Genomic DNA, 24,479 nt, shown 5'->3' with positions numbered 1-24,479 from the left:
CAGCGGGAACGAGGAGCTCGGGTGATTCGGGTCGTGGTCGTCGACGACGAGGAACTGGTCCGTTCCGGGCTGCGGCTGATCCTCGGCTCGGCGCCCGACATCGAGGTGGTCGCGGACTGCGGGGGAGCCGAGGCGCGGGCCGTGCTGCTGGCCCATCGCCCGGACGTGCTGCTGCTGGACATCCGGATGCCGGACGTGGACGGCCTGACCATCCTGCGCGGGCTGCGCGAGCTGCCGCGGCCCCCGAAGACCGCCATGCTGACCACCTTCGACGGCGAGGAGTACCTCGGCGCGGCGCTGCACGAGGGGGCGGCGGGCTTCCTCCTGAAGGACACCGCCCCCGAGCAACTGGTGCACGCCGTACGGGTACTGGCCGACGGCGGCCGGGTGCTCGCGCCCGGCGTCACCCCGGCCGTGATCGGCGGCTACCTCGGCGGCAAGCCGGACGCGGTCGCCGTCCGCCGCGTCGGCGGCCTCACCGACCGCGAACGCCAGGTGCTCGCGCTGGTCGGCGAGGGCCTGTCGAACGGCGAGATCGCGCTGCGCCTGCATCTGGCGCACGGCACGGTCAAGGACCATGTCAGCGCGCTGCTCGGGAAGCTGGGCGGGCTCAACCGCGTACAGGCCGCGGTGATCGCGGACCGGGCGGGACTGGTCACGCCGACCTCTGCGTACGGTACTCAGCGGCGCTGAGCGGCGGTACGGAGACGGAGACGGGCGGGACTGGTCGCGTCGACCCCGCGCGGTGCCGAGCGGCGCTGAGCCGCAGTACGAAGACAGGCGCGACCGTCGCTCACCGCCCCGTCCGCGCCGCCTCCAGCAGCCCTTCCCAGTCCGGGATCTTGACGGTCGTACGCCCCAGCTCCTGGCCCAGCGCGGCCTCCGCCGCCTCGATGCCCAGCCAGCCCGGCCACGGCACCGGCCGCTGCCCGGCCCGCCGCAGCGCCGCCACCGGATCCTCCGGCAGCTCACGCCCGGCCAGCCCCGGCGCGTCTTCGAGCAGCGCGCCCACGGTCTGCTTCGCGCACGGCCGGTTCGTGCCGATCACTCCGGTCGGCCCGCGCTTGATCCACCCGGCGACGTACTCGCCCGGGCACGGCGTGCCGTCCCGCAGCACCCGCCCCTCCGCGTTCGGCACCGTCCCCGTCTCCGCGTCGAACGGCAGCCCCGGCTGCGCCACGCCCCGGTACCCCACCGAGCGCAGCACCAGCCCCGCCTCGATGTCCTCGTACTGCCCGGTGCCGCGCACCCCGCCCTGCCCGTCCGGCGCCGTCCGCTCGAACCGCACGGCCCGCACGCCGTCCCGCGCGTCGCCGATCAGCTCGACGGGGCGCAGGTAGAACCGCAGGTGGATGCGGCGCCGCGGGCCGTCGGGCGGCGACACGGGCCGCTGCGACCACTCGCGCAGCACATCGACGTTGCGGCGCACCACGGCCGGCAGCGCGCCCGGGTCCGCGCCGCACGCCGGGTCCATCGCCAGCTCATCGGGGCGTACGACGACATCGGCGCCGGGCAGCGCGCCCAGCTCCCGCAGCTCCTTCGTGGTGAACTTCGCCTGCGTGGGGCCGCGCCGCCCCACCATCCAGACGTCGCGCACGCCGCTGCCGGCGAGCGCCTCCAGGGCGGGCTGCGGTACGTCCGTCGGTACGAGATCACCGGCCGCGCGGGCGAGGATGCGCGCCACGTCGACCGCGACGTTGCCCACGCCGATGACCACGGCGGACGACCTGCCGAGCGCGAAGCCGCCGGCCGCCGCCGCGTCCGGATGCGCGCTGTACCAGGACACGAACTCCGTGGCGGAGCGGCTGCCCGGCAGCTCCTCGCCCGGGATGCCGAGCCGCCGGTCGGTGGCGGCGCCCACGCAGTACACCACCGCGTGGAAGATGCGGTGCAGCTCAGCGGGGTCGAGCCCGCCCGTACCGACGTCCACGTGGCCCAGGAAATGGACCTGTGGATGTTCGAGTACGGTCCGTAGCGTCTGCTGCAGGCTCTTGATCTTCTCGTGGTCGGGCGCCACGCCGTACCGCACGAGTCCGTACGGGCATGGCAGCCGGTCCAGGACGTACACCTCGACGTCCGGGACGGCCTGTTGCTGGACGAGGGCCTGAGCGGTGTAGACCCCGCTCGGTCCCGATCCGATCACTGCGACACGAAGCACTGGGAGGCCCCTTCCGCGGGATGTCTCCAGGATCGCACCACTGTGCGTCAGAGGGGAGTGTGCCGCGCGGATGTGCCGCCTGGGGTGGCGCAAAACGCCACGGGAAAGATCCGAAACACGCGCCCGGCGCCGCCCCGCCCGCCGCACGTCCTGCGGCCGCCCTACGGCGCCGCCTTCCGCATCCGGTCGATCTCCGCCGTCTGCTGGGCGATCACGTCGGTGGCCATCTCCTCCACGAGGACGTTGTTGCCGTCGGAGAGCGCATCCGTCGCCATGGTCACCGCGCCCTGGTGGTGGGTGATCATCAGCTTCAGGAAGAGCGCGTCGAAGCGTTCGCCACGGGCCGCGCGCAGCCGGCCGAGCTGGGCGTCGGTCGCCATACCGGGCATGTCGGCGTGGTCCGCACCGTGGCCCTCGTGACCGGACTGTTCGTGACCGGACTGTTCATGACCGGACTGTTCGTGACCGGACTTTTCGCGCGGCCCGCCGTGCCTCGTCAGCCAGCCCTTCATCGCGTCGATCTCGGGCCGCTGGGCGGCGTCGATCCGGTCGGCGATCCGCCGCACGGTCGCCGACTCGGCGTGCTTGTCGGCGAGTTCGGTCATCACCAGGGCCTGCCGGTGGTGCTCGATCATCATCTGGATGTACGTGAAGTCCGCGGAGTTCGGCGAGTCGTCGCCGACTTCCTTGCGCGCCTCGTCGGCGGAGAGCGTACGGGCCGGTTCGCCGGGCTTCCCGGGCGCGATGACCTGCTCCCCGGCGTCACCGGCGGCCGCGTCGGCCCGCCCGCCGCCCGCCTCGCAACCGCTCAGCCCGAGGACCGCGACGGCGACGGCCGCGACGACCCGGGCGGCGGGTCTCTTGGAACGCCTGGCAAGGCTGGCACGCTTCAACACGAACTCCTGTCCTCGAAGGGCCCGTTCGTCACCCACGCATGACATCTTCATTGCCCCCTATTGAGATGTACATGAGCAGCGCGATACTACCCACGGCCGCACCCAGGCCAGCACAACCGTTCCCATCCCCGAACGGACACAAGGGAGGACCCTGTGACGTCGCCGACGCACAGACCCACCGCACGACGCAGATACGCCGGCGCAGCGGTCGCGGTATGCGGCCTGATCGCCTCGCTGTTCGCGGCCGGACCGGCCGCCGCCACCCCCGACCCGGGCGACACCCCGTCCGTACGCAAGGAGGTGAGCAGCAGTCAGCGGGCCGACACCCGTGAGGCCATCGCCAAGGGTGAGATCCCCGGCGTGGACGAGATCGTCCACAGTGACAACGTCCAGCACCTCGCCAACCTCCCCAAGACGGCGCTGAAGAGCACCAATTCGGACCTCGCCTTCCAAGGGAAGTACGCCTTCGCGGGCAACTACGACGGCTTCGCGATCTACGACATATCCCGGCCCAGCGCACCCCGCACCGTGAGCCAGGTCCTCTGCCCCGGCGCCCAGAACGACGTTTCGGTCTCCGGGGACCTGCTCTTCCTCTCCACCGACTCCTCGCGCAACGACGACTCCTGCAGCAGCACCACGCAGCCCGCGACCGAGAAGTCCTCCTGGGAGGGCATGAAGGTCTTCGACATCAGCGACAAGGAAAACCCGGAGTACGTCGCCGCCGTCGAGACCGCCTGCGGTTCGCACACCCACACCCTCGCCCCGGACCGCAAGAACGTCTACATCTACGTCTCGTCCTACTCGCCCAGCGAGACCTTCCCCGACTGCCGGCCGCCGCACGACGGCATCTCCGTCATCAAGGTGCCGCGCTCGGCCCCCGAGAAGGCCGCGGTCGTCGACTTCCCCGTGCTCTTCCCCGACGGCGGCAACCCGGGCGGCCCCACCAACCCCGGCGTCTCCAAGACCACGGGCTGCCACGACCTCACCACCTTCCCGAAGCTGAAGCTGGCGGCCGGCGCGTGCATGGGTGACGGCATCCTGCTCGACATCAAGAACCCCGCCGAGCCCAAGGTCATCGACCGCGTCCAGGACAATGTGAACTTCGCCTTCTGGCACTCCGCCACGTTCAACGAGAGCGGCAAGAAGGTCGTCTTCACCGATGAACTGGGCGGCGGCGGTGCCGCGACCTGCAACGAGAAGACCGGCCCGACCCGCGGCGCCGACGGCATCTACGACATCGTGGGCACGGGCGACGACCGCAAGCTGGTCTTCCGGAGCTACTACAAGATCCCGCGCCACCAGGCCGACACCGAGAACTGCGTCGCGCACAACGGCTCGCTCATCCCGGTCAAGGGCCGCGACATCATGGTGCAGGCGTGGTACCAGGGCGGCGTGTCCATCTGGGACTTCACCGACTCCACCGCGCCCAAGGAGATCGGCTACTTCGAGCGCGGCCCGCTCTCCGCCGACACCCTCGTCGGCGGCGGCTCCTGGTCCGCGTACTACTACAACGGCCACATCTACTCCAACGACATGGCCAAGGGCTTCGACGTCCTGAAGATCAACGACCCCCGCACGGACAGCGCCCGCTCGGTCCACCTGTCGGAACTGAACGTCCAGACTCAGCCGGACTACCGCTAACAGGTTCGGCTACCGCTGACGGCTTCCGCCTACTGCTGCCCTGGCGTCGCCAGGGCAGACAACGGCCTGCCTGTTGTTGTCCCGCCGGACGGTTTTGGCTCACCGTCCGGCGGGGCGCCCATCTCCCAGTCCAGCCCGTACCGCTGGAACAGTTCGCCCCGCAGCCGGGTGACCGGCATCGGTGCCCCCGGCAGCAGCACGGCGACCACGGCCCCCATGAGCAGCGCGCGCAGCAGTGGATAGTCGGTGTCGGGATCTTCCGAGCCGTACGCCACGACCGTGTCCCGCAACAGCTGCGCAAGCCGCTGCTGCTCGGGGCACTGAATGAACCCCTCGGCGGTCAGAATGCCCGCCATGTGCGTCCGCATCAGCGTCGGCCGGTCCCGGGCCAGCCCCAGGATCGCGTCGATCGCCCGGGCCAGCAACTCCCGCCCGGCGTCCGGCCCGTCCGGATACGGCTCCCGCTCCAGCCCGGCCGCCAGCGACAGATGCATCAGCCGATGCACGGCCGACTGCAGCAACTGCCGCTTACCGGGGAAGTAGTACGAAATCAGGCCACGCGCCGACCCGGCCCGCTCCGCGATGTTCCCCAGCGTCGTCGCCTCGTACCCCCGCTCGTCCACCAACTCGACCGTCGCCTGCAGCAGCCGTTCCCGGGAACGCCGCCGCAATTCTTCGTTGACCGATGCGCTCCGGGGGGACATCCTGTAACTCCTGCGTTGACTGGCTCTCAGCCAATATACTCAGCGGGTCGCCGGACACCCGCCCCACCCCGGGCGCTATCCGGCCAAGACGCCTGCTTCGGGCGACGCGGGGGATCGCCCGAAGCAGGCCCAGCTGTCGGCCGACTGAGTTGGGGACGGGCTTTCGTCGTAGGCAGGGATCTGCGACTGAATCTCGAAGCTGACCGATCCCGCGTTCTCGAACCGCATGGTGAACGTCATGAAATCGCCGCCCCTTATGGGCCGGCGCACCTCCCGCACAACCAAACGGGCCTTGCCCCGCTGCCCTTGTTGGAGAGCCACACGTACGCGGGAACGTCGTCTCCCGGCTGCCACGGCTGAGGGCTGCCGCCCGATTTCGGGCAAACAGAGCGGCCCAGCGCGTTATTCGCAGTCCGGCAGCTCGTCCTGGAAGGTGGCGTACGAGTGCTCATCCAGGGAGACGGCGCTGACGTATACGTTCCGGTTTCCTTCGTCGTCGTCCGTCCGCAGCCACCAATTCGTGCTGCGGCCGAGGTCCTTGTACGACTCTCCCTTCTCCTTGCAATAGAAGTAGTTGCCCCCCGCGTTCAGGGTCCCGGCGTGACTGGCCTCCTTGGTGTCGGGGCTGTAATGCGTCCATTGAGAGACGACGGTGCGCAGGACGTGAGCCGGCCCGCCCGGGCCGTCGCTCGCTCCGCCTCCGCCGGCTTTCCCGGACCCGCCGGCTTCTCCGCCTCCGTCGCCCGCCTGGGTGAGGGCGACGACGACACCGGTGACGACGGCAGCAAAGACCAGCGCGATCGATCGTCCGGCCCGGGTGCCGATTCCGAGGCGACCCCACATTCCGCGACGGTCCGCCGCAACCCGCGGCGGCGCGACGACACCGCTGCCGGGTGGTATCGGGACGGGGCCGCGGGCGAGTGCGAGCCGGTTGGCGTGGCCCGTGACCCGACGCCGGGGACCGGGCAGTCCGGCCTCGCTCAGTGTGGTGTCGACGTGCTGGTAGATCTCGTCCAGGGCGAGCGGCTCCGGCGCGGTGAGCGCGGTGAGCAGGGCACCGGTGAAGGCGCTGTTCCGGGAGTTGCATGGCGCGTAGGAGGGCGTCGTCTCGGTGGTCGAGGTGAGGGTGTAGGTGCCGGTGACCGGGAGTTGGCCGAGGACCAGGTCGGTGGGGGTGGCCATCGCCTCGATGGCACGGCCGGAGAAGCAGCAGTCGAGGATGAGTACGCGCGCCCGTGCCCGCGCGTCGGCGAGGTCGCGTTTGATGTGGGCCAACGAAAGGGCCGTGTACGTGAGTCGGCTGCGGTCGGTGTGCGGCAGTGCCAGGTACAGCATGCCGTCGTCGTCGAGCAGCCCGTGGCCGCTGTAGTAGACGAGCAGCAGGTCGGTGGCCTCGTGGGCGGCCCGGGAGAGGGCCTGGCCGATGGCGGCCTGGTCGACGGGCGGCCCGTCGTCGAGGCCCAGTACCGTGCAGTGTCCGGCGTCCGCGTCCTGGCCGGCGAAGAGGCCGTGTCCGCTGTGGGTGAGGGCGTTGCGCAGGTCCGTCAGGTTGTTGCGGACGGCGGGGATGGGCGGCAGCTCTGCGGAGTGGTAGGTGTCTGCGCCGATGCAGACGACGCGGCTGGTGGCGCCGTCGGGGAACCAGGTGGCGGTCATGTCGTGGTCAGTCCCGTGGAGGCGCCGTGAGCCGTTCGACCTCTCGGACGACGGCGAGCGGGTCCTGGGTCCGGCGTACGTCGATGGTGACTTCGCGGCCGTCGGGCGCGGTGACGGTGACCGAGACGTCCGCGCCGCGCTGGCCCAGCCAGGCCGACAGCGCCTGGACGAGCAGGGCCCCGGCTCCTCCGGACCCCAGCGACACGGCCAGTACGTCCAGAACCCCGCCCATCTCGCCGTCGCGGACCGGCCGGTCGAGCAGGCGCAATCGCCCACGGAACGCGTCCTCCCGCGCGAGCCAGTCGCGCAGCGCGCGCAGATGCCGCTCGGGATCGGCACTCTGCACCGCCAACGTCACTTCGGTCTCCGACGCTTCGTGCGCTTCGTGACCTTGCAGATGCATGAGGTCATTGTGACAGCGTCACGAGCCCCTTGAGGAGCTTCCTGCAACTCAAACGGCCCCCTCAACTCCGTGCACCATCGGCCCGATCGCACGTATGACGGTGACTGTGGGTTAGAACTCTCGAACGGGGGCAGGTGTCGCTACCCAGTGTTCGCGCTTGGAGGGTGACGACATGACGACGATTTCGGTCCGTGCTGCTGAGGAGTACACGCTGACCCCGGGGTCGCCGCGGGTGGGGGCGGGCGACGCGGAGCTTCCATGGGTCGAGGACGCTGCCAAGGTTGCTCCCCGGGATGCGAAGGCGCTGTCGAAGCTGTTCTTGGAGCGGCTGTCCTCGTTGGAGGAGGGCACCCATGAATACCAGTACGCACGCAACACCCTCATCGAGATGAACCTTGCATTGGTGCGTTTCGCTGCTGCCCGGTTCCGTAACCGCAGCAGTGATCCCGGGCAGATGGAAGACATCGTGCAGGTGGGCACCATCGGCCTGATCAAGGCCATTGATCGTTTTGATCTTTCTCGCGAGGTCGAATTCCCGACTTTCGCCATCCCTTACATCATCGGCGAGATCAAGCGGTTCTTCCGCGACAGCACATGGGCCGTCCATGTTCCGCGGCGGCTGCAGGAATTGCGTGTCGAGCTGGCTCAGGCCAAGGAGCACCTCGGTGTCGAGCTGGGCCGGGAGCCCACGGTGCGGGAGCTCGCCGGGCACTTGAAGATCAGCGAGGAAGAGGTCATCGAGGGAATCGTCGCGAGCAACGGTTACACCGCGGGCTCCCTGGATGCCCCCAATGACAACGCCGAGGGCGCCAGTGACAGCCGCACCATCGCGGATGTCGTGGGCGAGGCGGACCCGGCCATGGAGCTGGTGGAGGACCTGCACGCGTTGGCGCCGCTTCTGAACGACCTGGACGAGCGCGATCGCCGGATCGTCGAAATGCGCTTCGTGCGGGAGATGACCCAGTCCCAGATCGGCGCGGAGCTGGGTGTCTCGCAGATGCATGTCTCCCGGCTGCTGACGCGCATCATCGAACGCCTGCGCCGGGGCATGCTCTCCCAGTTGTAAACGATCGGCGCGGCTCGCCTCAGAGCTGTCGTCCGTGCCAGTCGAGGCAGACGATCATGGCGTCGTCGTCCACGGGGGTCTGCCCGCGGTAGCCGGCCAGCTCCTGGAGCACCGCGCGCGGGACCTGCGAGGGCGGCAGCAGGCGGGTGTCCCTGATGGCGCGGGCCAGCGCCCGCTCCCGGTAGCGTTCACCGAGGGGTGAGACGACGTCGTAGACGCCGTCGCTGACGAACAGCAGCCGGTCGCCGGGGACGACATGGAACTGCTGGGCCGTGTATTCGGTGTCTTCGAACATGCCGAGCGGCAGTTGTGCGTCGAGCTCGATCGGTTCGACAACGCCTTCGCGCAGCCGCCAGATCTTGGGCGAGCCCGCGTCGATGATCTCCACCTGCCCGTTGACCAGGTGGAAGCGGAGCAGGAGTGTGGACAGATGAGCCGCGCCGCGGTACTGGCCGTAGAGGGCCTGGTCGGCGAGGCACGCCTGGTCCGCCAGTGCAAGGCCGGCCCGGCGGGCGTTGCGCAGGGCGTTGACGGCGAGGTTGGTGAGCAGCGCTGCCTCGATGCCTTCGCCCATGCCGTTGGTGACGGTGAGCGTGAGGTGATCGGCCGAGGCGGACCAGTCGAAGTTGTCACCGTGGATGGCGTACGCGGGTTCCAGCTGTCCGCCCAGTGCGTACTCGGGTCTGGAGCAGGCACGTCCCGGAAGGAGTTGCCATTGCATTTCGGCGGCCAGGGTGAGGCGGGCGGCGCGGCGTGCCTGGAGGTAGAGATCGGTATCGCGTTCGGCAACGATGATCTCGTGGCCGAGGACCTCCGCGATGTCCTCCAGCACGCTCAGGACCTGCGGGGGCTGGTCGCCCGGCAGTGTGACGGACAGTACCCCCAGCCGGTCGCCGCGCACCGTGACCGGCAAATGTACGGTCACGGTCGACGGGGAGTCGCCGGCACAGATGTGCGGCTCCTGCGCACCGAATGCTCTGCCGGGCGCGCTGGTGTGGACGGATACTGGTTCCTCGGTATAGGGAAGGACTCCGACGGGTTGGAGTATGGTCATGGCGTAGTCAGCCATCAGCAGGTCGACGTTGATCGCCTGGAAATTTTCCGTCAATGCCGTGCGGACGGCGTCAAGGAGTTCGTGGGGGGCTGCACCACGCAAGGCGCGTTCCACTGCCGCGAATCTGTACGCCATTTGTCGACCGCTTTCTCGAAGAACTGCAATTAGGGAGTAAGTCATCTGTCGGGCACCGGGGCCTGACGGGTGCTGGTGGGGAGTGTCACCGGATGGATGAGAATCCCGCTGCCTCGGACAGACGATCTCACGACGCAGCGTATGCGGCGCGCGAGGTCATCGAGCTGCTGGAGGTGCTGTGGGAGCGGGGTCGGGATGCCGTGTCCCCTGCCCCGGTGTCGGCTTCGCAGTTGCGTGTTCTGTACGCCGTGGAGCGCGTCGAGGGCATCAATCTACGCACGCTCGGCGAGATTCTGGGCGCGGCACCGTCGTCGGTGAGTCGGCTGTGCGACCGCCTCCAGGCGCTGGGTTTCATCGACCGGATCCCCAGTCCGTCCAGTGGGCGGGAGCTGCAGCTGTGGCTGACCGACCGGGGCAGCTCCTATCTCCACGACCTGCGCGCGCGCCGCGAGGAGGCGCTGCTGGCGGCCATCGGCCTGATGCCACCGGAGGCGTGTGCGGCGCTGACCGAAGGGCTGACGAGTTTTCGCGCGGCGGTCGACGCCGTTTCGCCCACGGGTCATCAGGTGCCGCGGAACGGTGCCGCGCGGTCGGCCTGAGCGGTACGTCGATCCGTACGCCGGTCCGTACGCCGATCAGTACGCCGGTACGCAGTTCGGAGCTTCCCGTGGTTGACTGCGCTCGCTAACATTTGTCGGGCGACAACAGAAGTGCGAGGGGCGATCAATGCTGCCCATCGGACGGTCGCTCGCCAAGGCACCGCCGTGCACTGGCGCGGATCCTGAGAGGACTGTGTGTTGAGTTCCACCGAGGCCGCCGCACGGGAGCGCGTCACCAGTGCGCTGCGTGCCGAAGCTGATGACATCGCGGACCGCTGGGTGCAGTTGCAGCTGGCGCAGGCAGCCTTGGGCACGGGGGTCAACGAGCGGGAGCTGCGGGAGGAAGCCGACGGTCTGATCGGCGCACTTGTCGTGGGGCTCGACAGTGGCGTGCCGGTGGAGCGCGTGGTGGTAACCCACCGTGAGCTGCACCGGGAGGTGTCCGAGCTCTCCCTGCGCAGGGCCCGGGTGGGCGCGACGCCGACCGCCACGTCCCTGGCCGTACTGGCCCTGAAGGAAGCGCTGCTCGAAGCGGTACAGCGACAGACCCGCGACGGCGATGAGCTGTTCAGCGCGGCGCTGCTCATCAACCGGCTGCTGGACGGTGCGGGTGCGCTCTCCTTCGAAACGTACGTGGAGGGGCGGGAGGAGATCATCCGGCGGCAGAGCCGGCAGCTGCTGGAGGTGTCCACGCCCGTGGTGCGCCTGTGGCGTCACGTGCTGGCCGTCCCTCTGATCGGCACGTTGGACACCGCGCGTACCCAGGTGGTGATGGAAAACCTGCTGCAGGCCATACAGGAGCACGAGGCGCTGGTCGCCATCGTCGACATCACCGGTGTGCCCACCGTGGACACCGCGGTCGCCCAGCACCTGATGCAGACCGTCAATGCGGTACGGCTGATGGGCGCGGACTGTGTCATCAGCGGCATCCGGCCCCCCATCGCGCAGACCATCGCCCAGCTCGGCATCGACCTGTCGACCATTCTCACCCGGGCCACCCTCGCCGATGCGCTGGCCGCCGCGGTCAAGCTCACCGAAGCCCCCTCGGCGCAGCCCGACCCGCTGGTGGTGCGATGATCAGCGGGCCCTCCACCGGCGTGCCGATCCTGCGTCTGGGCGATGTCCTGGTCACCGGGCTGCTCAACGAACTCGACGACAAGTCGGTCCTGGCCTTCACCGACGAGCTCACCGCGCGCATCAGCGCCGACGGCGCGCGCGGCATCCTGATCGACATCTCCCGGTTGGAGATCATCGATTCGTTCGTTGCCCGCACCCTGATGGAACTCACCACCATGGCGCGGCTTCTGGGAGCCCGGGTGATCGTGGCAGGCATGCGTCCCGCTGTGGCCATCACGCTGGTCGAGCTGGGCCTCCAACTGTCCGGAGTGGAAACCGCGCTCAACGCGGAACAAGGCATGGCGGCACTGGGCTGGCACCAGAGCTCACAGCCTCCCGAGGGGGTGTTGCGTGACACGCACCGGTGAGCTCGATACCACTACGGTTTTCACCGCCGAAGGACCTCGCGGTGTCGGCTCCGCGACGGCTGCCACGGTCCACCCGCTGCGCACGGAAGAGGACCTGCTGACCGTCCGGCATGCCGTACGCGCGGCCACACTCCGCGTCGGCTTCAGCATCGTCGACCAGACGCGGGTGGTCACCGCGGCCAGTGAACTGGCACGCAACGCCTATATCCACGGCGGGGGCGGTACTTTCACCATCGAGTACCCGACCCGGCCGGGCGTGGCAGGACTGCGGCTGACGATAAAGGACGACGGGCCGGGCATCGCCGATGTCGCAGCCGCGTTCACCGATGGCTTCACCACGGGCGCGGGACTCGGACACGGGCTCGGTGGCGCACGACGGCTGATGGACGAATTCGAGGTGCTCACCGCACCAGGAGGCGGCACGACCGTGATCGCCACCCGGTGGGCAAGCCGGTGATCGGCGCTCTTACGTCGGCGACCGAGCACATTCGGATCGACCACTACAGCGCCGTCCACCTGGCCGCCCAGATCGCCCGGTCGTTGGCCCAGCAATGCGCGCTGCCCGGAGCTCTGCCCGACCAGGCCGCGGTCGTTGCATCGGAACTGGGCAGCAACATCGCCAAACACGCCACCGACGGCGCCCTGTTCATCCAGCACCTCCCGCTCGGCAGCGGGGTGGAGATCCTCGCGGCGGACCGCGGGCCGGGCATGCCCGAGCTTCAGCGCTGCCTCGCCGACGGCTACAGCACCACCGCCACTCTCGGCGCGGGCCTCGGGGCGGTCAGCCGCATAGCAACCGACTTCCTCATTCGTACCCAGGGAGCCACCGGCACGCTGGCCTGCGCCCGTGTCACCGCACCCGAGCAGCCACCGTCGTACGCCCACGACGTCGGTGCGCTCTGCCTGCCGGCCGACGGAGAGCCGACGAGCGGGGATGCCTGCGCCATCATCGACACCGACCTCGCCCGGACCGCGATCGTCGTCGACGGCCTCGGCCACGGACCGGCCGCAGCCGAGGCCGCTCAGAGCGCACTGCGGGCCTTCCACCGCGCGCCGGACCGCCCGCTCCCCGAGATCCTCAACGCCATTCACCGCGCCCTGCGCCGCACCCGAGGCGGGGCCGTCGGACTGCTACGGCTGTATCCCGGCCGGGCCGAATACTGCGGCATTGGCAATGTCCGCGCGCTGGCCCTCACCCCGCACGGCGTCCACCACCGGCTCACCGGCCAGCCCGGTATCGCCGGGCTGCACATCCCGGCACCGCAGGTCCGAGGCATTCCCTGGGAGCAAGGATCGACCGCCGTACTCCACACCGACGGCATCGACCACCGATGGGCCCTCGCTCCGCCTCCGCACCTCCTCCGGCTTCCGCCGCCGCTGCTTGCCGCAGCGCTTGCCCACTCCCACCGGCTCACCCGCGACGACGCGACCGTGCTCGTTGCCGCATCCCAACAGAGACTCCCGTGACACCTCGCGCCTTTCACACACTGCCGGCACTCCGCCGCGCCGTGCGACGGCTCAGCGCGGCACACCAGCTGCCCATCGAGACACGAGCCCGCCTCGTCCTGTCCGTGCTCACGCTGGCGGACCACGACATCGAGGCGGGCCGTCCCGTCACTCTGGAGGTCGCCCAGGAACCCGGCGCGGACCAGCCCGCCGAGTTCCTGGCCGTTGCCCTCCGTACGTCACGAGTCTGCGACCAACTGCCCACGAACGGCCTGCCGTTGCCCGCGCAGACCGCGCCCGACGGCGCCACGGTCTGGCGCGTCCCTCTTCCCGCAAAGCACGTCCCCCACAACGCCATCACCCCGGCGGAGACGTCAGCGACCGAGATCGACGCACTGGAAGACGAGCTCCGCGCCGCGCTCGCCCGTGAGGACGCGCTCACCGCGGAACACCACCGCCTCAAGCACGAACTCGCCGAAACCAACAGTGGCGTCCTCGCGCTGTACGTCCAGCTCGAAGAGCGCGATGAGCAACTGCGCACCGCGCACGGCCAGATGCTCCGCGAACTCGAAGACGCGTTGCGCCCCTCACCCATCACTGTCGACGGACTGGAATTCGCCGTTCACTACGCGCCGGCCGGCACGGCCGCCCCCACCGGCGGCGACCTCTACGACTGGTTCTCGCTGCCCGACGGCACCGTCCACATCACCGTCGTCGACGCACTCGGCCACGGCGTACGCAGCACCCGCAGCGCACTGAACGTCACCCACGCCGTACGCACCCTGGCCCTCGAAGGCCACCCGCTGCATTCCATCGTCGAGCGCACCAACGAAATCCTCGCCCCGTTCGACCCGGAGCTGATGGCCACTGTGCTGCTCGCCCGGCTCCACCCCGCGAGCGGCTTACTGCAACTCGCCAACGGCAGCCATCCGCCGGCTCTGCTGCTTCGCGAAGACGGTACGTCGCAGTACCTCGAAGCCCGCGGCCGGGGCGTCGGCTACCCGCTCCCCGGAAGTGAGACGGTGCGGGAGGAGCAGCTCAACGAGGGCGACCTGCTCATTCTCTACACCGACGGCCTGACAGAGAGCCGCAGAGATCCCCGGGAGGGCGAGGCCCGCCTCGTGACGAGCGCCCTGCGGCACATGCACCGCCCCATCGGCGATATCCCCGGCGCCATCGCCGACGACATGCACACGGTCATATTGCATTCCGACGACACCCTTGCCCTTGCCGTGCGCCGCCGTCCGCCTGGACCTACGGTCACTCCGGAGCGGCTCGTCGCGGCAGTACCGCATTCACGGTCTTGCCGCCCGGCTCCACGGTGACTGATGTGGACGTCGCCAGGTGGCTCACCATGGACCAGCCGAATCCACCGCCTTCTCCACACACATCGGGATTGCGCGGCAGCGGCGGGACGGGACTCCCGTCACGGACGGCGACAGCGATGACGTCCGGGTCGGCCGAGAGCCTGAGGGAGCAGGTGGGACTGCCGGCGTGCCGTACCGCATTCGTGACGAGTTCGGAAACGACCAGCACCACCTCTTCCAGTGTGTCCTGCGTCAAAGGCGGACTCAGCCCTTTGAGGAAGGTGACGGTGAGTTCCCGCGCTTTCGCCACTGCGTCAGCTCGGCAGGTCAGCGCCACATGAAACGCCGCCGGTGCGGGGAGGGGCGGCGGAGCCATGGTGCTGCTCATCAGCTCACCTCGTTTCACGTCGTCTGCGATGCCTTCAGGCCGGGGAGCGTGCCCCATAACCGAGCGACTAATCACGAAAGTGCGCCGCGCCATTCCTGACGAGCCACACTTCTTCACTTCTCCGCCGCGGCCTGGCTTTCGTGGGCTGGTTATGGGTTTGGGCGGAATAGGTGGCTCGGATTGGGGTACCAGACGTCGTAATCTTGCTCCTCTGAATGCCGACGGCAAATCGAGGCACAGCTTTGACCGGCGCGTGCTTGGGTGGCATTCAGATTTCCGTGGTCGTGCGGAGTACGACGCTGACGTGGCGGCCGAGAGGGCTCTGGCTCGTTCGTACCTCTTGGGCCAGGAGTTCGACGATGGCGAGGCCTCTGCCGTGTTCGTCGGGGTCGTTGTCCCGGGTGGGGCGTGGCACGGTCGGGACGCCGGAGTCTGTCACGGAGATACGCAGGACTCCGGCGCGCAGGGACAGGTGGACGGTCATGTCGTGGCGGCCGTGCTGAGCCGCGTTCGCGGTGAGTTCGTCGACGACGAGTTCGGCGGCCTCGCGGTCGGCGGCGGGGAACCGCCACTGGGCCAGGACGGCCGCGACGCAGTGGCGTGCTGCCGGGACCCAGCGGATCTCTGCCGGGAGCGCCAGGATGGCCTGAGATGCCGGCCGCTGTGCCGTGCGGGGCGCGGCGGGCGGTTGCTTCGTCTCGCGGAGAGTCGTGGTGCTCATGATGGGCTCCGGAGTCGAGTCGGGAGGTGCTTCGCCCCTGGTCGTTACGTCACCTCTGACGCTACGCAGCTGCTCGGCGATCCGTAGCTGGGCGAGGGGGCGAACCCGCCCCCTCCGTTCGGAGGGGGCGACGCCGGGCCGTCGGTGGCCGTCAGGTGGCCCGTGGTGCGGTGGACCGTGCGGTGGACCACGCCTCGCGGCGTTCTCGTACGGCGTAGAGGGCGTCGAGGGCCTGCTCGGCGATGTCCTCCACCGGTCCGGTGGCGCGGATGGTGAGGAGGAGCTCCTCGTAGTAGCTGAGCAGTGGTGCGGTCTGGCTGCGGTAGATCTGCTGACGGTGTCGGATGACCTGTGCCGTGTCGTCCGTACGGCCGCGGTTCAGCAGCCGCTCGATCACCACGTCCTCCGGTACGTCGAATTCCACCACGGCGTCGAGCCGGTGCCCGTCGGCGGCGAGGAGCTCCGCCAGGACATCGGCCTGCGCCGTCGTCCGCGGGAAGCCGTCGAGCAGGAAGCCCTGGCCGGTGTCGGGGGCCGCCAGCCGCTCCCGGACCATCGCGTTGGTCACGTCGTCGGGGACCAGGGCGCCCGCGTCCAGATACTCCGCGGCCCGGCGGCCGAGCGGGGTCCGGCCGCCGACGTGTTCCCGGAACAGGTCGCCGGTCGAGACGTGGGGGATGCCCAGGGCGGTGCCGAGGATGGCTGCCTGGGTGCCCTTGCCCGCGCCCGGCGGGCCGATGAGGACGAGTCGCATCTGGGGGAGTGCCTTTCTGGTTGCTGCGGGAGGGGAGGGGAGTCAGCCGCTCTTCGGGGTGCGGTCGCCGAGGTTGTTGTTGATCAGGTGCATGACGGAGGCGTCGGCGAGTGTGGTGGCGTCCCCGATCTCGCGGCCCTCCGCCACGTCCCGCAGCAGTCGGCGCATGATCTTGCCCGAGCGGGTCTTGGGCAGTTCCGGCACAACCATGACCTGCCGGGGCTTGGCGATCGGGCCGATCTCCTGCGCCACGTGATTCCGCAGCGCGGCGATCGTCTCCCCGGCCGTGTCCTCGGTGCCGGGGGCGCTGCCGCGCAGGATGACGAATGCGACGATGGCCTGTCCTGTAGTGGCGTCCGTCGCGCCGACGACCGCGGCCTCGGCCACGTCGGGGTGGGAGACCAGTGCCGATTCCACCTCGGCGGTGGAGATCCGGTGCCCGGAGACGTTCATGACGTCGTCGACCCGGCCCAGCAGCCAGATGTCGCCGTCCTCGTCGTACCGCGCGCCGTCACCGGCGAAGTAGTAACCCTGCTGGGCGAAGCGGGACCAGTACGTCTCGCGGAAGCGCTCCGTGTCCCCCCAGACGCCGCGCAGCATGGACGGCCAGGGGCGGTCCAGTACCAGATAGCCGGACTCGCCCTTGCCGACCTCGATGCCCTGGTCGTCGACGACCTTGGCGGAGATGCCGGGGAGCGGGGTCTGCGCAGAACCGGGCTTGGGAGTAGTGCCGTTGCCGGGCAGTGGGGCGATCATGATGGCGCCGGTCTCGGTCTGCCACCAGGTGTCGACGACCGGCGTGCGGTTGCCGCCGATGTGCTCCCGGTACCACAGCCATGCCTGCGGGTTGATCGGCTCACCGACGCTGCCGAGCACGCGCAACGAGGACAGGTCGTAGCGCGCGGGGATGTCCTCGCCCCACTTCATGAAGGTGCGGATGAGGGTGGGCGCGGTGTAGTAGAGCGAGACGCCGTACTTCTGGATGATCTCGAAGTGGCGTCCCTCGTGCGGGGTGTTGGGCGTGCCTTCGTACATGACGGAGGTGGCGCGGTTGGCCAGCGGCCCGTAGACGATGTACGAGTGTCCGGTGATCCAGCCGATGTCGGCGGTGCACCAGTACACGTCCTGCCCGGCCCGGTGGTCGAAGGCCGCGTGGTGGGTGTACGCGGCCTGGGTGAGATAGCCGCCGGAGGTGTGCAGGATGCCCTTGGGCTTTCCGGTGGTGCCGGAGGTGTAGAGGATGAAGAGCGGGTGCTCGGCGTCGAACGGCTCGGGGTGGTGTGTATCGGGCTGGGCGTCGACCAGGTCGTGCCACCACAGGTCCCGGCCCTCGGTCCAGGCCACCGCCGAGCCCGTACGGCGGACGACCAGGACGTGCTCGATGCTCGGCGCGTCCTGCACGGCCTCGTCGGTGCCGTCCTTCATGGCCACCGCCTGGCCCCTGCGGTACTGGCCGTCCGAGGTGATCAGCAGCTTTGCCTCGGCGTCCGCGATCCGGGACTGCAGCGCGGCGGGGGAGAAGCCGCCGAAGACGACGCTGTGCGGCAGCCCCAGCCGGGCGCAGGCCAGCATCGCGAACACCGCTTCGGGGATCATCGGCAGCTGGATGGCGACCCGGTCGCCGGTGGTCAGGCCGAGGGAGAGCAGTGCGTTGGCGGTCCTGGACACCTCCCGTTGCAGGTCGGCGTAGGTGATGGTCCGGGTGTCGCCCGGCTCGCCCTCCCAGTGGAAGGCGACCTGCTCGCCGTGGCCGTCCTCGACATGGCGGTCCACGCAGTTGTACGCCACGTTCAGCCGGCCGCCCGCGAACCACCGCGCGAACGGTGCGTCCGACCAGTCCAGCACCTGCGTCCACGGGGTGTCCCAGTCCAGCCGGGCGGCCTGCTCCGCCCAGAAACCGTCCCGGTCGTCGGCTGCCTGGGCGGGCGCCGGGACCAGGTCCTCGGCAGCAGTGTGTCGGTCCGTTCGCCGGGTCATGCGGAGGCCTCCGGTGGGTGAGGGTGGGAGTGGGTGAGAGGGGGAGCGGGAGTGGGCGAGGCGCGTCGCGACCGGGCGCGGCGTGGTACCAGCGGTGCCGTGGTGCGGCGGCGCCAGGCGCCCTGCCACACCCCCCACCCGTACGCGAGATCGTCCAGCCGCCGGATCGCCGTGTACGTGAGCGGGTCCAGCGCCGCGCCGGACCGCCGGTGGTCGGCAAGCCCTTCGGCGACGGCGGCGGCGAGCAGTACGTAGCGGGCACGGCTGCTGCACGCCGCGGCGGCCGCGGCGAGCGGCCAGTGATGCCGGGTGGCGCAGCGCAGCAGTTGTTCCGCGGTGCCGCGCAGCGCGGAGAGCGAGAGCAGCGTCCCCGCGCGGACCGGCGCGTCCGCATCGGGCATCCGCCGCACCAGGCGTACCGCCGATGCCGCGGTCAGCGCCGCCGCCGCAGCGGTCGGGACCGGCCCGCCGCGCAGCAGCAGCGCGCAGGCGGCCAGCGACCAGGGATGGCTGTACAGCGGCGGCACCTGCCCGGGGTGCCGCAACGCCAGATCCGCGGCGCCGGTGCCGTACCCGGCGCGCTGGGCGAGCCAGCTGCGCAGGTCGGTGCGGTGCTGGTGCCCCACCCGGGACTGCGGTACATAGCGCAGCCGCCAGCCGGCGGCGTGCAGACGGTGGCAGAGGTCCACGTCCTCGGCGACCCGCATCGTGGGCGCGAAGCCGGCTCCGACGGCGGCTCTGCGGACCACGATGGCGGCGCTGGGCACGTACGCGAGTGCGGACAGTGGGACGATCGGGCCCTCGCGCGCACCCATGTCCAGCGGGGAGCGGACCTCCTCGTACCGGTCCAGGCGGCCGGGGCGGGGCGCCGGCAGTGCGACGACGCGGGGCGCGGCGAGCGCCACCGCGGGGTCGGCGAACTGCGCCAGCAGCGGCGCGAGCCACCCCGCCTCGGGCAGCACATCGGAGTCGCAGAACGCCACGTAGGGAGTACGGGCGTGCCGCAGCCCGGTGTTGCGGGCCGCCGCGGGGCCGCGGTTGTGCGGGTGGACGAGCAGCCGGGCGCCGTGCGTGCGGGCCGCATCGGCCACCGCGGCCGGGTCCCGGGAGCCGTCGTCCACCACCAGTACCGGCAGGTCCGCGGTCTGCGGGTCCGCGCGCAGCCCGGCCAGCAGCCGGTGCAGCTGATCGGCCCGGTCCCGTACGGGGACGACGACCGTGGCCCGGCCGGGCGCCCGCTCGGGCGGGCGTGGCTGCGCGGCGCCCGCGTCCAGCAGCCGCCGGGCGAGCGTCGCACTCGCCCGGTCGGTGACGGTGAAATGGCCGTCGGCCAGCAGCCGGGCCGCCGCGGCGCTCAGGCGCAGCAGGCGCGGCGGGGAGCCGCCGAGCAGCAGGCGGCCGTCGCGGGACCGGTGCACTTGCGCGTCGAGGGCGACGCCGAAGCCGTACGGCAGTCCGGTACCAGGGGGCGGCGTAAGGACGGGAACGATGGTCATCCGGCGAACCCCCCATCGGCGTGCAGCACGGTTCCGGTGACCGCGGCGGCCGCTTCCGAGCACGCGAAGGCGACGACCGAGGCGACCTCCTCGGGTTCCAACAGCCGTTGCAGCAGCTGGTGTTCGGCCAGTTCCTGCGCATCGGTGAGGCCGTACAGGTCGGCGGTGGCCCGCAGCATGTCCGTGCGGGTGGAGCCCGGCGACACGGCGAGTGCGTTCACGCCGGTGCCCTGCAGATCGCAGGCGAGGGACCGGACCAGCCCGAGTACGGCGTGTTTGGCCGCGCAGTACGAGCCCAGGCCCCACAACCCTCGGTGTGCGGCGGCCGAGGCGAGCGCGACGAAGCGGCCGGTGCGTGGCTGCGGTCGGCGGAGCAGGGCGGGGACGGCGGCACGGGCGAGATGCGCGACGCCCAGCACATCCACGTCCAGCAGGGTCCGCCAGTGCGCGTCGGAGTGCTCCCACACCGGGCCGCCGCCGAGCAGCACGGCCGCGCCGGCCACGGCCGCGTCCAGCCCGCCGAACTCGGTTTCGGCGAGCTGCACGGCGGCCCGCAGCGCGGCGGCGTCCCGTACGTCCGCGTGGACGGCCCGCACGAGGGGGAAGTCCTTTGCCAGTACGGTCAGTTGGTCGGGGTGGGCCAGTGGGTACGGGACCTCGGGGTCGTCCGCGCAGCGGTCCACCGCGACCACCGCCCAGCCGTCCTCGGCCAGGCGTGTCACGGTCGCGGCCCCGATGCCCCGGGCGGCGCCGGTCACAACGGCGACCCGGCGGCCGGTCATCGGGTGGCTCCCCGCGATGCGTTGCCGAGCCGGCCGGGGTCCATGACCTGCCAGCGGCGGATGTCCCCGGCGAGCCGGGCGGCCATCCCGTCCAGCAGCCGCTCCCCTTCGCCCGTACTGGCCCCTCCGGGGTCGCCGAGCACGCCGGACGGGCTGACGCCGCGCACCGAGTCGCGCACCAGCCGCTCCATCAGCAGGTGGATCGGCTCGGTCGGCCCGGCGACGGCCCGCTCCCCGCGCACGGCCTCGGGCCGCAGCCGCAGCATCATCGACGTCTCGGTGCGGCCGGCGTGCGCGTCGGAGCCGCGCGGGACGCACGGCCACCAGGCCACGTCCCGGCTCTCGCCGCGCAACCCGGTCACCGCGTCGGCCAGGCTCGTCAGATTGCCGCCGTGTCCGTTGACCACCAGCAGGCGGCCCGCCCAGCGCAGCATCGAACGGCCGATCTCGGTGACCAGCATCCGCAGCGCGACATGTCCGATGGACACCGTGCCGGCGAAACCCTCGTGCTCGCCGCTGGCCCCGTAGGGCAGTACGGGTGCGATCACCACGTCCAGCTCGCCGGGCAGCCGGGCGGCGGCCCGGTGGGCGACCGCCGTGGCTACCTCGGCGTCGGTGTCCAGGGGGAGATGCGGGCCGTGCTGTTCAAGGGACCCGAAGGGCAGCAGTACGAGAGGACGGCGGCGCTCCAGGTCCGGCCAGGTCAGGTCCGCGAGTCGGGTGGTCATCGGACGGGCCTCAGACGCCCAGCGCGCGGGTGAACCCCCGCGGGATCACCACGTCGTCGGCCGTCAGGTCATGGATGCTGGAGTGCCCCAGCCCGAGCAGCGCCGAGTCGATGCCACCGCGCAGGACATCGAGTACGTTCTCCACCCCGCTCTGGCCGCCCGCGGCGAGGCCCCACAGGTACGCGCGTCCGATCATCACCGCCCGCGCGCCGAGCGCGACCGCCTTGACCACGTCGCTGCCGCGGCGGATTCCACCGTCGAGCAGAATCTCGACCCGGTCGCCCACGGCCTCGGCGATGGACGGCAGGACGCGGATCGGTGCCGGAGTGGCGTCCAGGTTGTTGCCGCCGTGGTTGGACACGGAGATCGCGGTCACGCCCGCGTCCACCGCCCGCTTGGCGTCGTCGACGCGGCAGATCCCCTTGAGGAGGAACGGGCCGTCCCACTGCGCGCGCAGCCAGGCCACGTCCTCCCACGACGGGGGCGGCGTCTGCATCCACTCGCCGTAGGCCCCGAAGAACGTCGGTGCGGGGCCGCCCGGCTCGGCGATGTTCGGCGCTGTCAGGTCGGGAATGCTGCGGCTCTTGAGGAAGTCGAGCAGCCAGCGCGGACGGGCCAGTGTCTCGGGGGCGAAGCGGAGCATCGCCTTGAGGTCCAGCCGCTCGGGGATCTTGGGGCTGCCCCAGTCCCGGCCGTGCGAGAAGGACCAGTCGAGGGTGACGATCAGCCCCTTGGCCCCGGCCGCGCGTGCCCGCTCCAACCGTCGGCGCATGACGTCCCGGGTGCCCATCCAGTACACCTGGAAGAACGTCTGCGGGTTGGCCGCGACCACATCCGCCAGCGGCTTGCTGGCGAAGGAGCTCAGGCCCATCGCCGTGCCGCGGGCCGCCGCCGCGCGGGCCACGGCCACCTCCCCGTCGGGGTGTACGGCCTGTACGCCCGTCGGGGAGATGATCACCGGCAGCGATATCTCCTGCCCCATGACCGTCGTCGCCATCTCGCGCTTGGCCGACAGCCCGGCCACGTGCGGGGCGAAGCCGAGCTGCGCGAAGGCCGCGGTGTTGTCGTCGTAGGAGACACCCTTCTCGGAACCGGCGAGCAATGCGCTGTAGACGGATTTCGGCAGCCGCCGCTGGGCCCTGCGCTGGGCCTCCGTCACCGTCTCGAACCAACCGCTCATGACTCTCTTCCTCTTTCGTCGTCTCTGTCCGGTCGCGCGAGCGCGTGCCGGTTCACCGCGCTTCCATGCCGGCCAGCGGGCTCTCGTCGCAGAAGCGGTCCGGGCGGCTGACCCTCAGCGTGGGCATCCCCAGGGAGACCTTGCGGTGCGAGTGGTCGGTGCCCTGCGGGGGCAGCGCGGCGCGGTCGACGGCGGCCAGCGCGGTGGCGCCGTGGCCCTTGACGCACTCGGGGTCCGGGCCGTCCAGCGGCAGCCCGGTGAAGAACTTCGCCGCCATGCAGCCGCCCTGGCACACGTCGTACGCCGAGCAACTGGTGCAGGCGCCGCCGGTCTGCTCGCCGCGCAGCTCCTGGAACAGCGAGGAGGACTGCCATACCGCGGCGAAGCCGCCGGGCGAGCGGACGTTGCCCGCCTTGAACGCGTCATGGATGGCGAACGGGCAGGCGTACACGTCCCCGACCGGGTCGATCAGGCACACCACGCGCCCCGCACCGCACAGGTTCAGCCCCGGGATCGGTTCCGAGCCCAGTGCGTTGAGGTGGAAGAACGAGTCGCCGGTGAGCACCCGCTCGCCGTGGCCGACCAGCCAGTCGTACAGCTCCAGCTGCTGCTCGGCGGTGGGATGCAACTCGTCCCAGACGTCCGCGCCGCGCCCGGACGGCCGCAGCCGGGTGATGCGCAGCTGTGCGCCGTACCGGTCGGCGATGGCGGCGAAGTCGTCCAGCTGCGACACGTTCTGCCGGGTCATGACCACCGAGATCTTGAAGTTCTCGAAGCCGGCCGCGGCGAGATTCTCCATGGCCCGGATCGCCATGTCGTACGAACCGGGGCCGCGGACCGCGTCGTTGACCTCGCGGGTCGCGCCGTCCAGCGAAATCTGTACGTCGACGTAGTCGGTCGCGGCCAGCTGCCGCGCCCGCTCGGGCGTGATCCGCAGCCCGTTGGTGGAGAACTTCACGCCCACCTGGTGGGCGATCGCGTAATCCAGCAGCTCCCAGAAGTCGGCGCGTACGGTCGGCTCACCGCCGCCGACGTTGATGTAGAACACCTGCATCCGCTGCAGCTCGTCGATCACCGACTTGATCTCGTCGGTGGACAGCTCCATCGGGTCGCGCCGCCCGGAGGAGGACAGGCAGTGCGCGCAGGAGAGGTTGCACGCGTACGTCCACTCCCACGTCAGACAGATCGGGGCGTTCAGTCCGTGCTTGAACTGATCGACGAGCATGGCGGCTCCAGCTCTCCGAGGCTCTCTGGGCCTCTAAACGGGGACGATCATGTCGGTGGCGGCGAGCGCGGCCAGCGCGCGCAGCGTCGGCTCGCGCTGCGCCGCCGGCAGCGTGCCCAGCGCCTCCCGGGCGCTGGGGTGCTCGCCGAGGTGCCGTACGAGCTCCACCAGCGCCAGGTCCTTCAGGAAGGACAGCCGGCGGTTGCCGAAGTGGTACGCGAGCGCACCGAACGGCTCGGGGCGCAACGCGACGCACGGGTTGAGCCGGTAGCGCCGGTCCGGGCTGAAGGAGGCGGCGGGCGCGGGCATCAGTACACGCCGCACATGCCGTCGATGGAGACCTCTTCGACGAGGAGCTCCTCGGTCAGGTCCTCGGCGGTGAAGGCGGTCGCGTCGTTGTCCTGCTCGACCGCGTTGACGTCGTCCTGCATGGCGAACCTCCTGGAGAGAGGGGCGGGTGGGAACGGATTCGACGTTAGGCGCGGGCCTCGGGGGCGCCCCACCATGCGACCGGGCCCCGTCGACCTGTCCGATCGGAGGGGCACCCGCGCGCCCCCTCCGATCGGACGGGCGCCCGCCCCTCCGTTCGCGCCAGGCTGCCGCCCGGCCGACCGGTACCCCCGCCGCGGCCCGCTCCCGGAAGGTGAATCACGCCACTCGTCGAGCAGAGAGGAACCGG

Annotated in this window: 26 protein-coding genes; 9 read left to right on the top strand and 17 right to left on the bottom strand. The window is 70.6% G+C overall.

Translation table 11 applies throughout. From position 1 onward, the window contains the following. Window positions 1-21 precede the first annotated feature (21 nt). Complete coding sequence (locus AB0I82_RS13270; protein ID WP_363257319.1) at window positions 22-693, top strand: response regulator transcription factor; 672 nt, start codon at window positions 22-24, stop codon at window positions 691-693. Between the two features lie 100 nt (window positions 694-793). Here the strand turns inward: AB0I82_RS13270 and AB0I82_RS13265 are convergent, their stop codons facing one another. Continuing rightward, entirely contained in the window at window positions 794-2,158 is a 1,365-nt protein-coding gene (locus tag AB0I82_RS13265; RefSeq protein WP_363257317.1) for an FAD-dependent oxidoreductase, read from the bottom strand. Between the two features lie 161 nt (window positions 2,159-2,319). Next, window positions 2,320-3,054: a DUF305 domain-containing protein gene (locus AB0I82_RS13260; protein ID WP_363257316.1), complete on the bottom strand. Its 735-nt coding sequence runs from the start codon at window positions 3,052-3,054 to the stop codon at window positions 2,320-2,322. A gap of 222 nt (window positions 3,055-3,276) precedes the next feature. Between AB0I82_RS13260 and AB0I82_RS13255 the strand changes: the two genes are divergently transcribed. Then, the gene (locus AB0I82_RS13255) at window positions 3,277-4,695 is read left to right on the top strand and encodes a hypothetical protein (RefSeq protein WP_363257730.1); all 1,419 of its coding nucleotides are present in this window, start codon (window positions 3,277-3,279) and stop codon (window positions 4,693-4,695) included. A gap of 29 nt (window positions 4,696-4,724) precedes the next feature. On the opposite strand, the gene AB0I82_RS13250 is transcribed toward AB0I82_RS13255, so the two are convergent. The 3 genes from AB0I82_RS13250 to AB0I82_RS13240 form a co-directional block, all read right to left on the bottom strand. Next, window positions 4,725-5,399, bottom strand: a complete 675-nt coding sequence (locus AB0I82_RS13250) for a helix-turn-helix domain-containing protein (RefSeq protein ID WP_363257315.1) — start codon at window positions 5,397-5,399, stop codon at window positions 4,725-4,727. Window positions 5,400-5,801: 402 nt separating this feature from the next. Further along, the gene (locus AB0I82_RS13245; protein WP_363257314.1) at window positions 5,802-7,055 is read right to left on the bottom strand and encodes a caspase family protein; all 1,254 of its coding nucleotides are present in this window, start codon (window positions 7,053-7,055) and stop codon (window positions 5,802-5,804) included. 7 nt (window positions 7,056-7,062) lie between these two features. Beyond that, window positions 7,063-7,458, bottom strand: a complete 396-nt coding sequence (locus AB0I82_RS13240) for a hypothetical protein (RefSeq protein WP_363257313.1) — start codon at window positions 7,456-7,458, stop codon at window positions 7,063-7,065. Window positions 7,459-7,630: 172 nt separating this feature from the next. Here AB0I82_RS13240 and AB0I82_RS13235 point away from each other — a divergent pair, with 172 nt between their 5' ends. Then, on the top strand, window positions 7,631-8,524 hold the full coding sequence (locus tag AB0I82_RS13235) for an RNA polymerase sigma factor SigF (RefSeq protein WP_363257312.1): 894 nt from the start codon (window positions 7,631-7,633) through the stop codon (window positions 8,522-8,524). A 19-nt stretch (window positions 8,525-8,543) separates the two neighbouring features. Here the strand turns inward: AB0I82_RS13235 and AB0I82_RS13230 are convergent, their stop codons facing one another. Next, window positions 8,544-9,713, bottom strand: coding sequence for a PP2C family protein-serine/threonine phosphatase (locus AB0I82_RS13230; protein WP_363257311.1), 1,170 nt, complete (start codon window positions 9,711-9,713; stop codon window positions 8,544-8,546). Window positions 9,714-9,805: 92 nt separating this feature from the next. On the opposite strand from AB0I82_RS13230, the gene AB0I82_RS13225 reads away from it, so the two are divergent. From AB0I82_RS13225 to AB0I82_RS13200, 6 genes are all read left to right on the top strand, one after another. Then, window positions 9,806-10,312: a MarR family transcriptional regulator gene (locus AB0I82_RS13225; RefSeq protein WP_363257310.1), complete on the top strand. Its 507-nt coding sequence runs from the start codon at window positions 9,806-9,808 to the stop codon at window positions 10,310-10,312. 198 nt (window positions 10,313-10,510) lie between these two features. Next, window positions 10,511-11,389: an STAS domain-containing protein gene (locus tag AB0I82_RS13220; protein WP_363257309.1), complete on the top strand. Its 879-nt coding sequence runs from the start codon at window positions 10,511-10,513 to the stop codon at window positions 11,387-11,389. After that, entirely contained in the window at window positions 11,386-11,796 is a 411-nt protein-coding gene (locus AB0I82_RS13215) for an STAS domain-containing protein (protein ID WP_363257308.1), read from the top strand. Before AB0I82_RS13220 ends, AB0I82_RS13215 begins: the two co-directional genes overlap by 4 nt. Window positions 11,797-11,872: 76 nt before the next feature. Beyond that, window positions 11,873-12,253, top strand: a complete 381-nt coding sequence (locus tag AB0I82_RS13210) for an ATP-binding protein (protein WP_363257729.1) — start codon at window positions 11,873-11,875, stop codon at window positions 12,251-12,253. Continuing rightward, window positions 12,238-13,263: a SpoIIE family protein phosphatase gene (locus tag AB0I82_RS13205; RefSeq protein ID WP_363257307.1), complete on the top strand. Its 1,026-nt coding sequence runs from the start codon at window positions 12,238-12,240 to the stop codon at window positions 13,261-13,263. Before AB0I82_RS13210 ends, AB0I82_RS13205 begins: the two co-directional genes overlap by 16 nt. Next, a complete protein-coding gene (locus AB0I82_RS13200) occupies window positions 13,260-14,567 on the top strand; it encodes a PP2C family protein-serine/threonine phosphatase (protein ID WP_363257306.1) in 1,308 nt (435 codons plus the stop codon). Before AB0I82_RS13205 ends, AB0I82_RS13200 begins: the two co-directional genes overlap by 4 nt. Here the strand turns inward: AB0I82_RS13200 and AB0I82_RS13195 are convergent. The 11 genes from AB0I82_RS13195 to mftA all read right to left on the bottom strand — a co-directional run bounded on the left by AB0I82_RS13195 (window position 14,503) and on the right by mftA (window position 24,231). Further along, on the bottom strand, window positions 14,503-14,937 hold the full coding sequence (locus AB0I82_RS13195; RefSeq protein WP_363257305.1) for an ATP-binding protein: 435 nt from the start codon (window positions 14,935-14,937) through the stop codon (window positions 14,503-14,505). The genes AB0I82_RS13200 and AB0I82_RS13195 overlap by 65 nt on opposite strands. A gap of 268 nt (window positions 14,938-15,205) precedes the next feature. After that, on the bottom strand, window positions 15,206-15,658 hold the full coding sequence (locus AB0I82_RS13190) for an ATP-binding protein (protein ID WP_363257304.1): 453 nt from the start codon (window positions 15,656-15,658) through the stop codon (window positions 15,206-15,208). A gap of 151 nt (window positions 15,659-15,809) precedes the next feature. Beyond that, window positions 15,810-16,412: an adenylate kinase gene (locus AB0I82_RS13185; RefSeq protein WP_363257303.1), complete on the bottom strand. Its 603-nt coding sequence runs from the start codon at window positions 16,410-16,412 to the stop codon at window positions 15,810-15,812. Window positions 16,413-16,454: 42 nt separating this feature from the next. Then, window positions 16,455-18,389: an acetate--CoA ligase gene (gene acs / locus AB0I82_RS13180; protein ID WP_363257302.1), complete on the bottom strand. Its 1,935-nt coding sequence runs from the start codon at window positions 18,387-18,389 to the stop codon at window positions 16,455-16,457. Continuing rightward, window positions 18,386-19,885 carry a mycofactocin biosynthesis glycosyltransferase MftF gene (mftF, locus tag AB0I82_RS13175; protein ID WP_363257301.1) on the bottom strand — a complete coding sequence of 500 codons (1,500 nt, stop codon included), beginning with the start codon at window positions 19,883-19,885 and terminating at the stop codon, window positions 18,386-18,388. The genes acs and mftF overlap by 4 nt, the downstream gene beginning before the upstream one ends. Then, window positions 19,882-20,667: a mycofactocin-coupled SDR family oxidoreductase gene (locus tag AB0I82_RS13170; protein WP_363257300.1), complete on the bottom strand. Its 786-nt coding sequence runs from the start codon at window positions 20,665-20,667 to the stop codon at window positions 19,882-19,884. Before AB0I82_RS13170 ends, mftF begins: the two co-directional genes overlap by 4 nt. Next, window positions 20,664-21,395, bottom strand: coding sequence for a mycofactocin biosynthesis peptidyl-dipeptidase MftE (mftE, locus tag AB0I82_RS13165; RefSeq protein ID WP_363257299.1), 732 nt, complete (start codon window positions 21,393-21,395; stop codon window positions 20,664-20,666). Before mftE ends, AB0I82_RS13170 begins: the two co-directional genes overlap by 4 nt. 10 nt (window positions 21,396-21,405) lie before the next feature. Then, window positions 21,406-22,575: a pre-mycofactocin synthase MftD gene (mftD, locus tag AB0I82_RS13160; protein ID WP_363257298.1), complete on the bottom strand. Its 1,170-nt coding sequence runs from the start codon at window positions 22,573-22,575 to the stop codon at window positions 21,406-21,408. Between the two features lie 52 nt (window positions 22,576-22,627). Further along, complete coding sequence (gene mftC / locus AB0I82_RS13155) at window positions 22,628-23,800, bottom strand: mycofactocin radical SAM maturase (RefSeq protein WP_363257297.1); 1,173 nt, start codon at window positions 23,798-23,800, stop codon at window positions 22,628-22,630. Between the two features lie 33 nt (window positions 23,801-23,833). Next, window positions 23,834-24,109, bottom strand: a complete 276-nt coding sequence (gene mftB, locus AB0I82_RS13150; protein WP_363257296.1) for a mycofactocin biosynthesis chaperone MftB — start codon at window positions 24,107-24,109, stop codon at window positions 23,834-23,836. Next, window positions 24,109-24,231: a mycofactocin precursor MftA gene (mftA, locus tag AB0I82_RS13145; protein ID WP_363257295.1), complete on the bottom strand. Its 123-nt coding sequence runs from the start codon at window positions 24,229-24,231 to the stop codon at window positions 24,109-24,111. Before mftA ends, mftB begins: the two co-directional genes overlap by 1 nt. Between the last annotated feature and the right edge of the window lie 248 nt (window positions 24,232-24,479).

This window comes from Streptomyces sp. NPDC050315 (genome assembly GCF_040655775.1).
Taxonomy (GTDB): domain Bacteria; phylum Actinomycetota; class Actinomycetes; order Streptomycetales; family Streptomycetaceae; genus Streptomyces.
The sequence above is the reverse complement of the archived record's forward strand: the minus strand, read 5'-3'. Positions and strand labels throughout refer to the sequence as shown.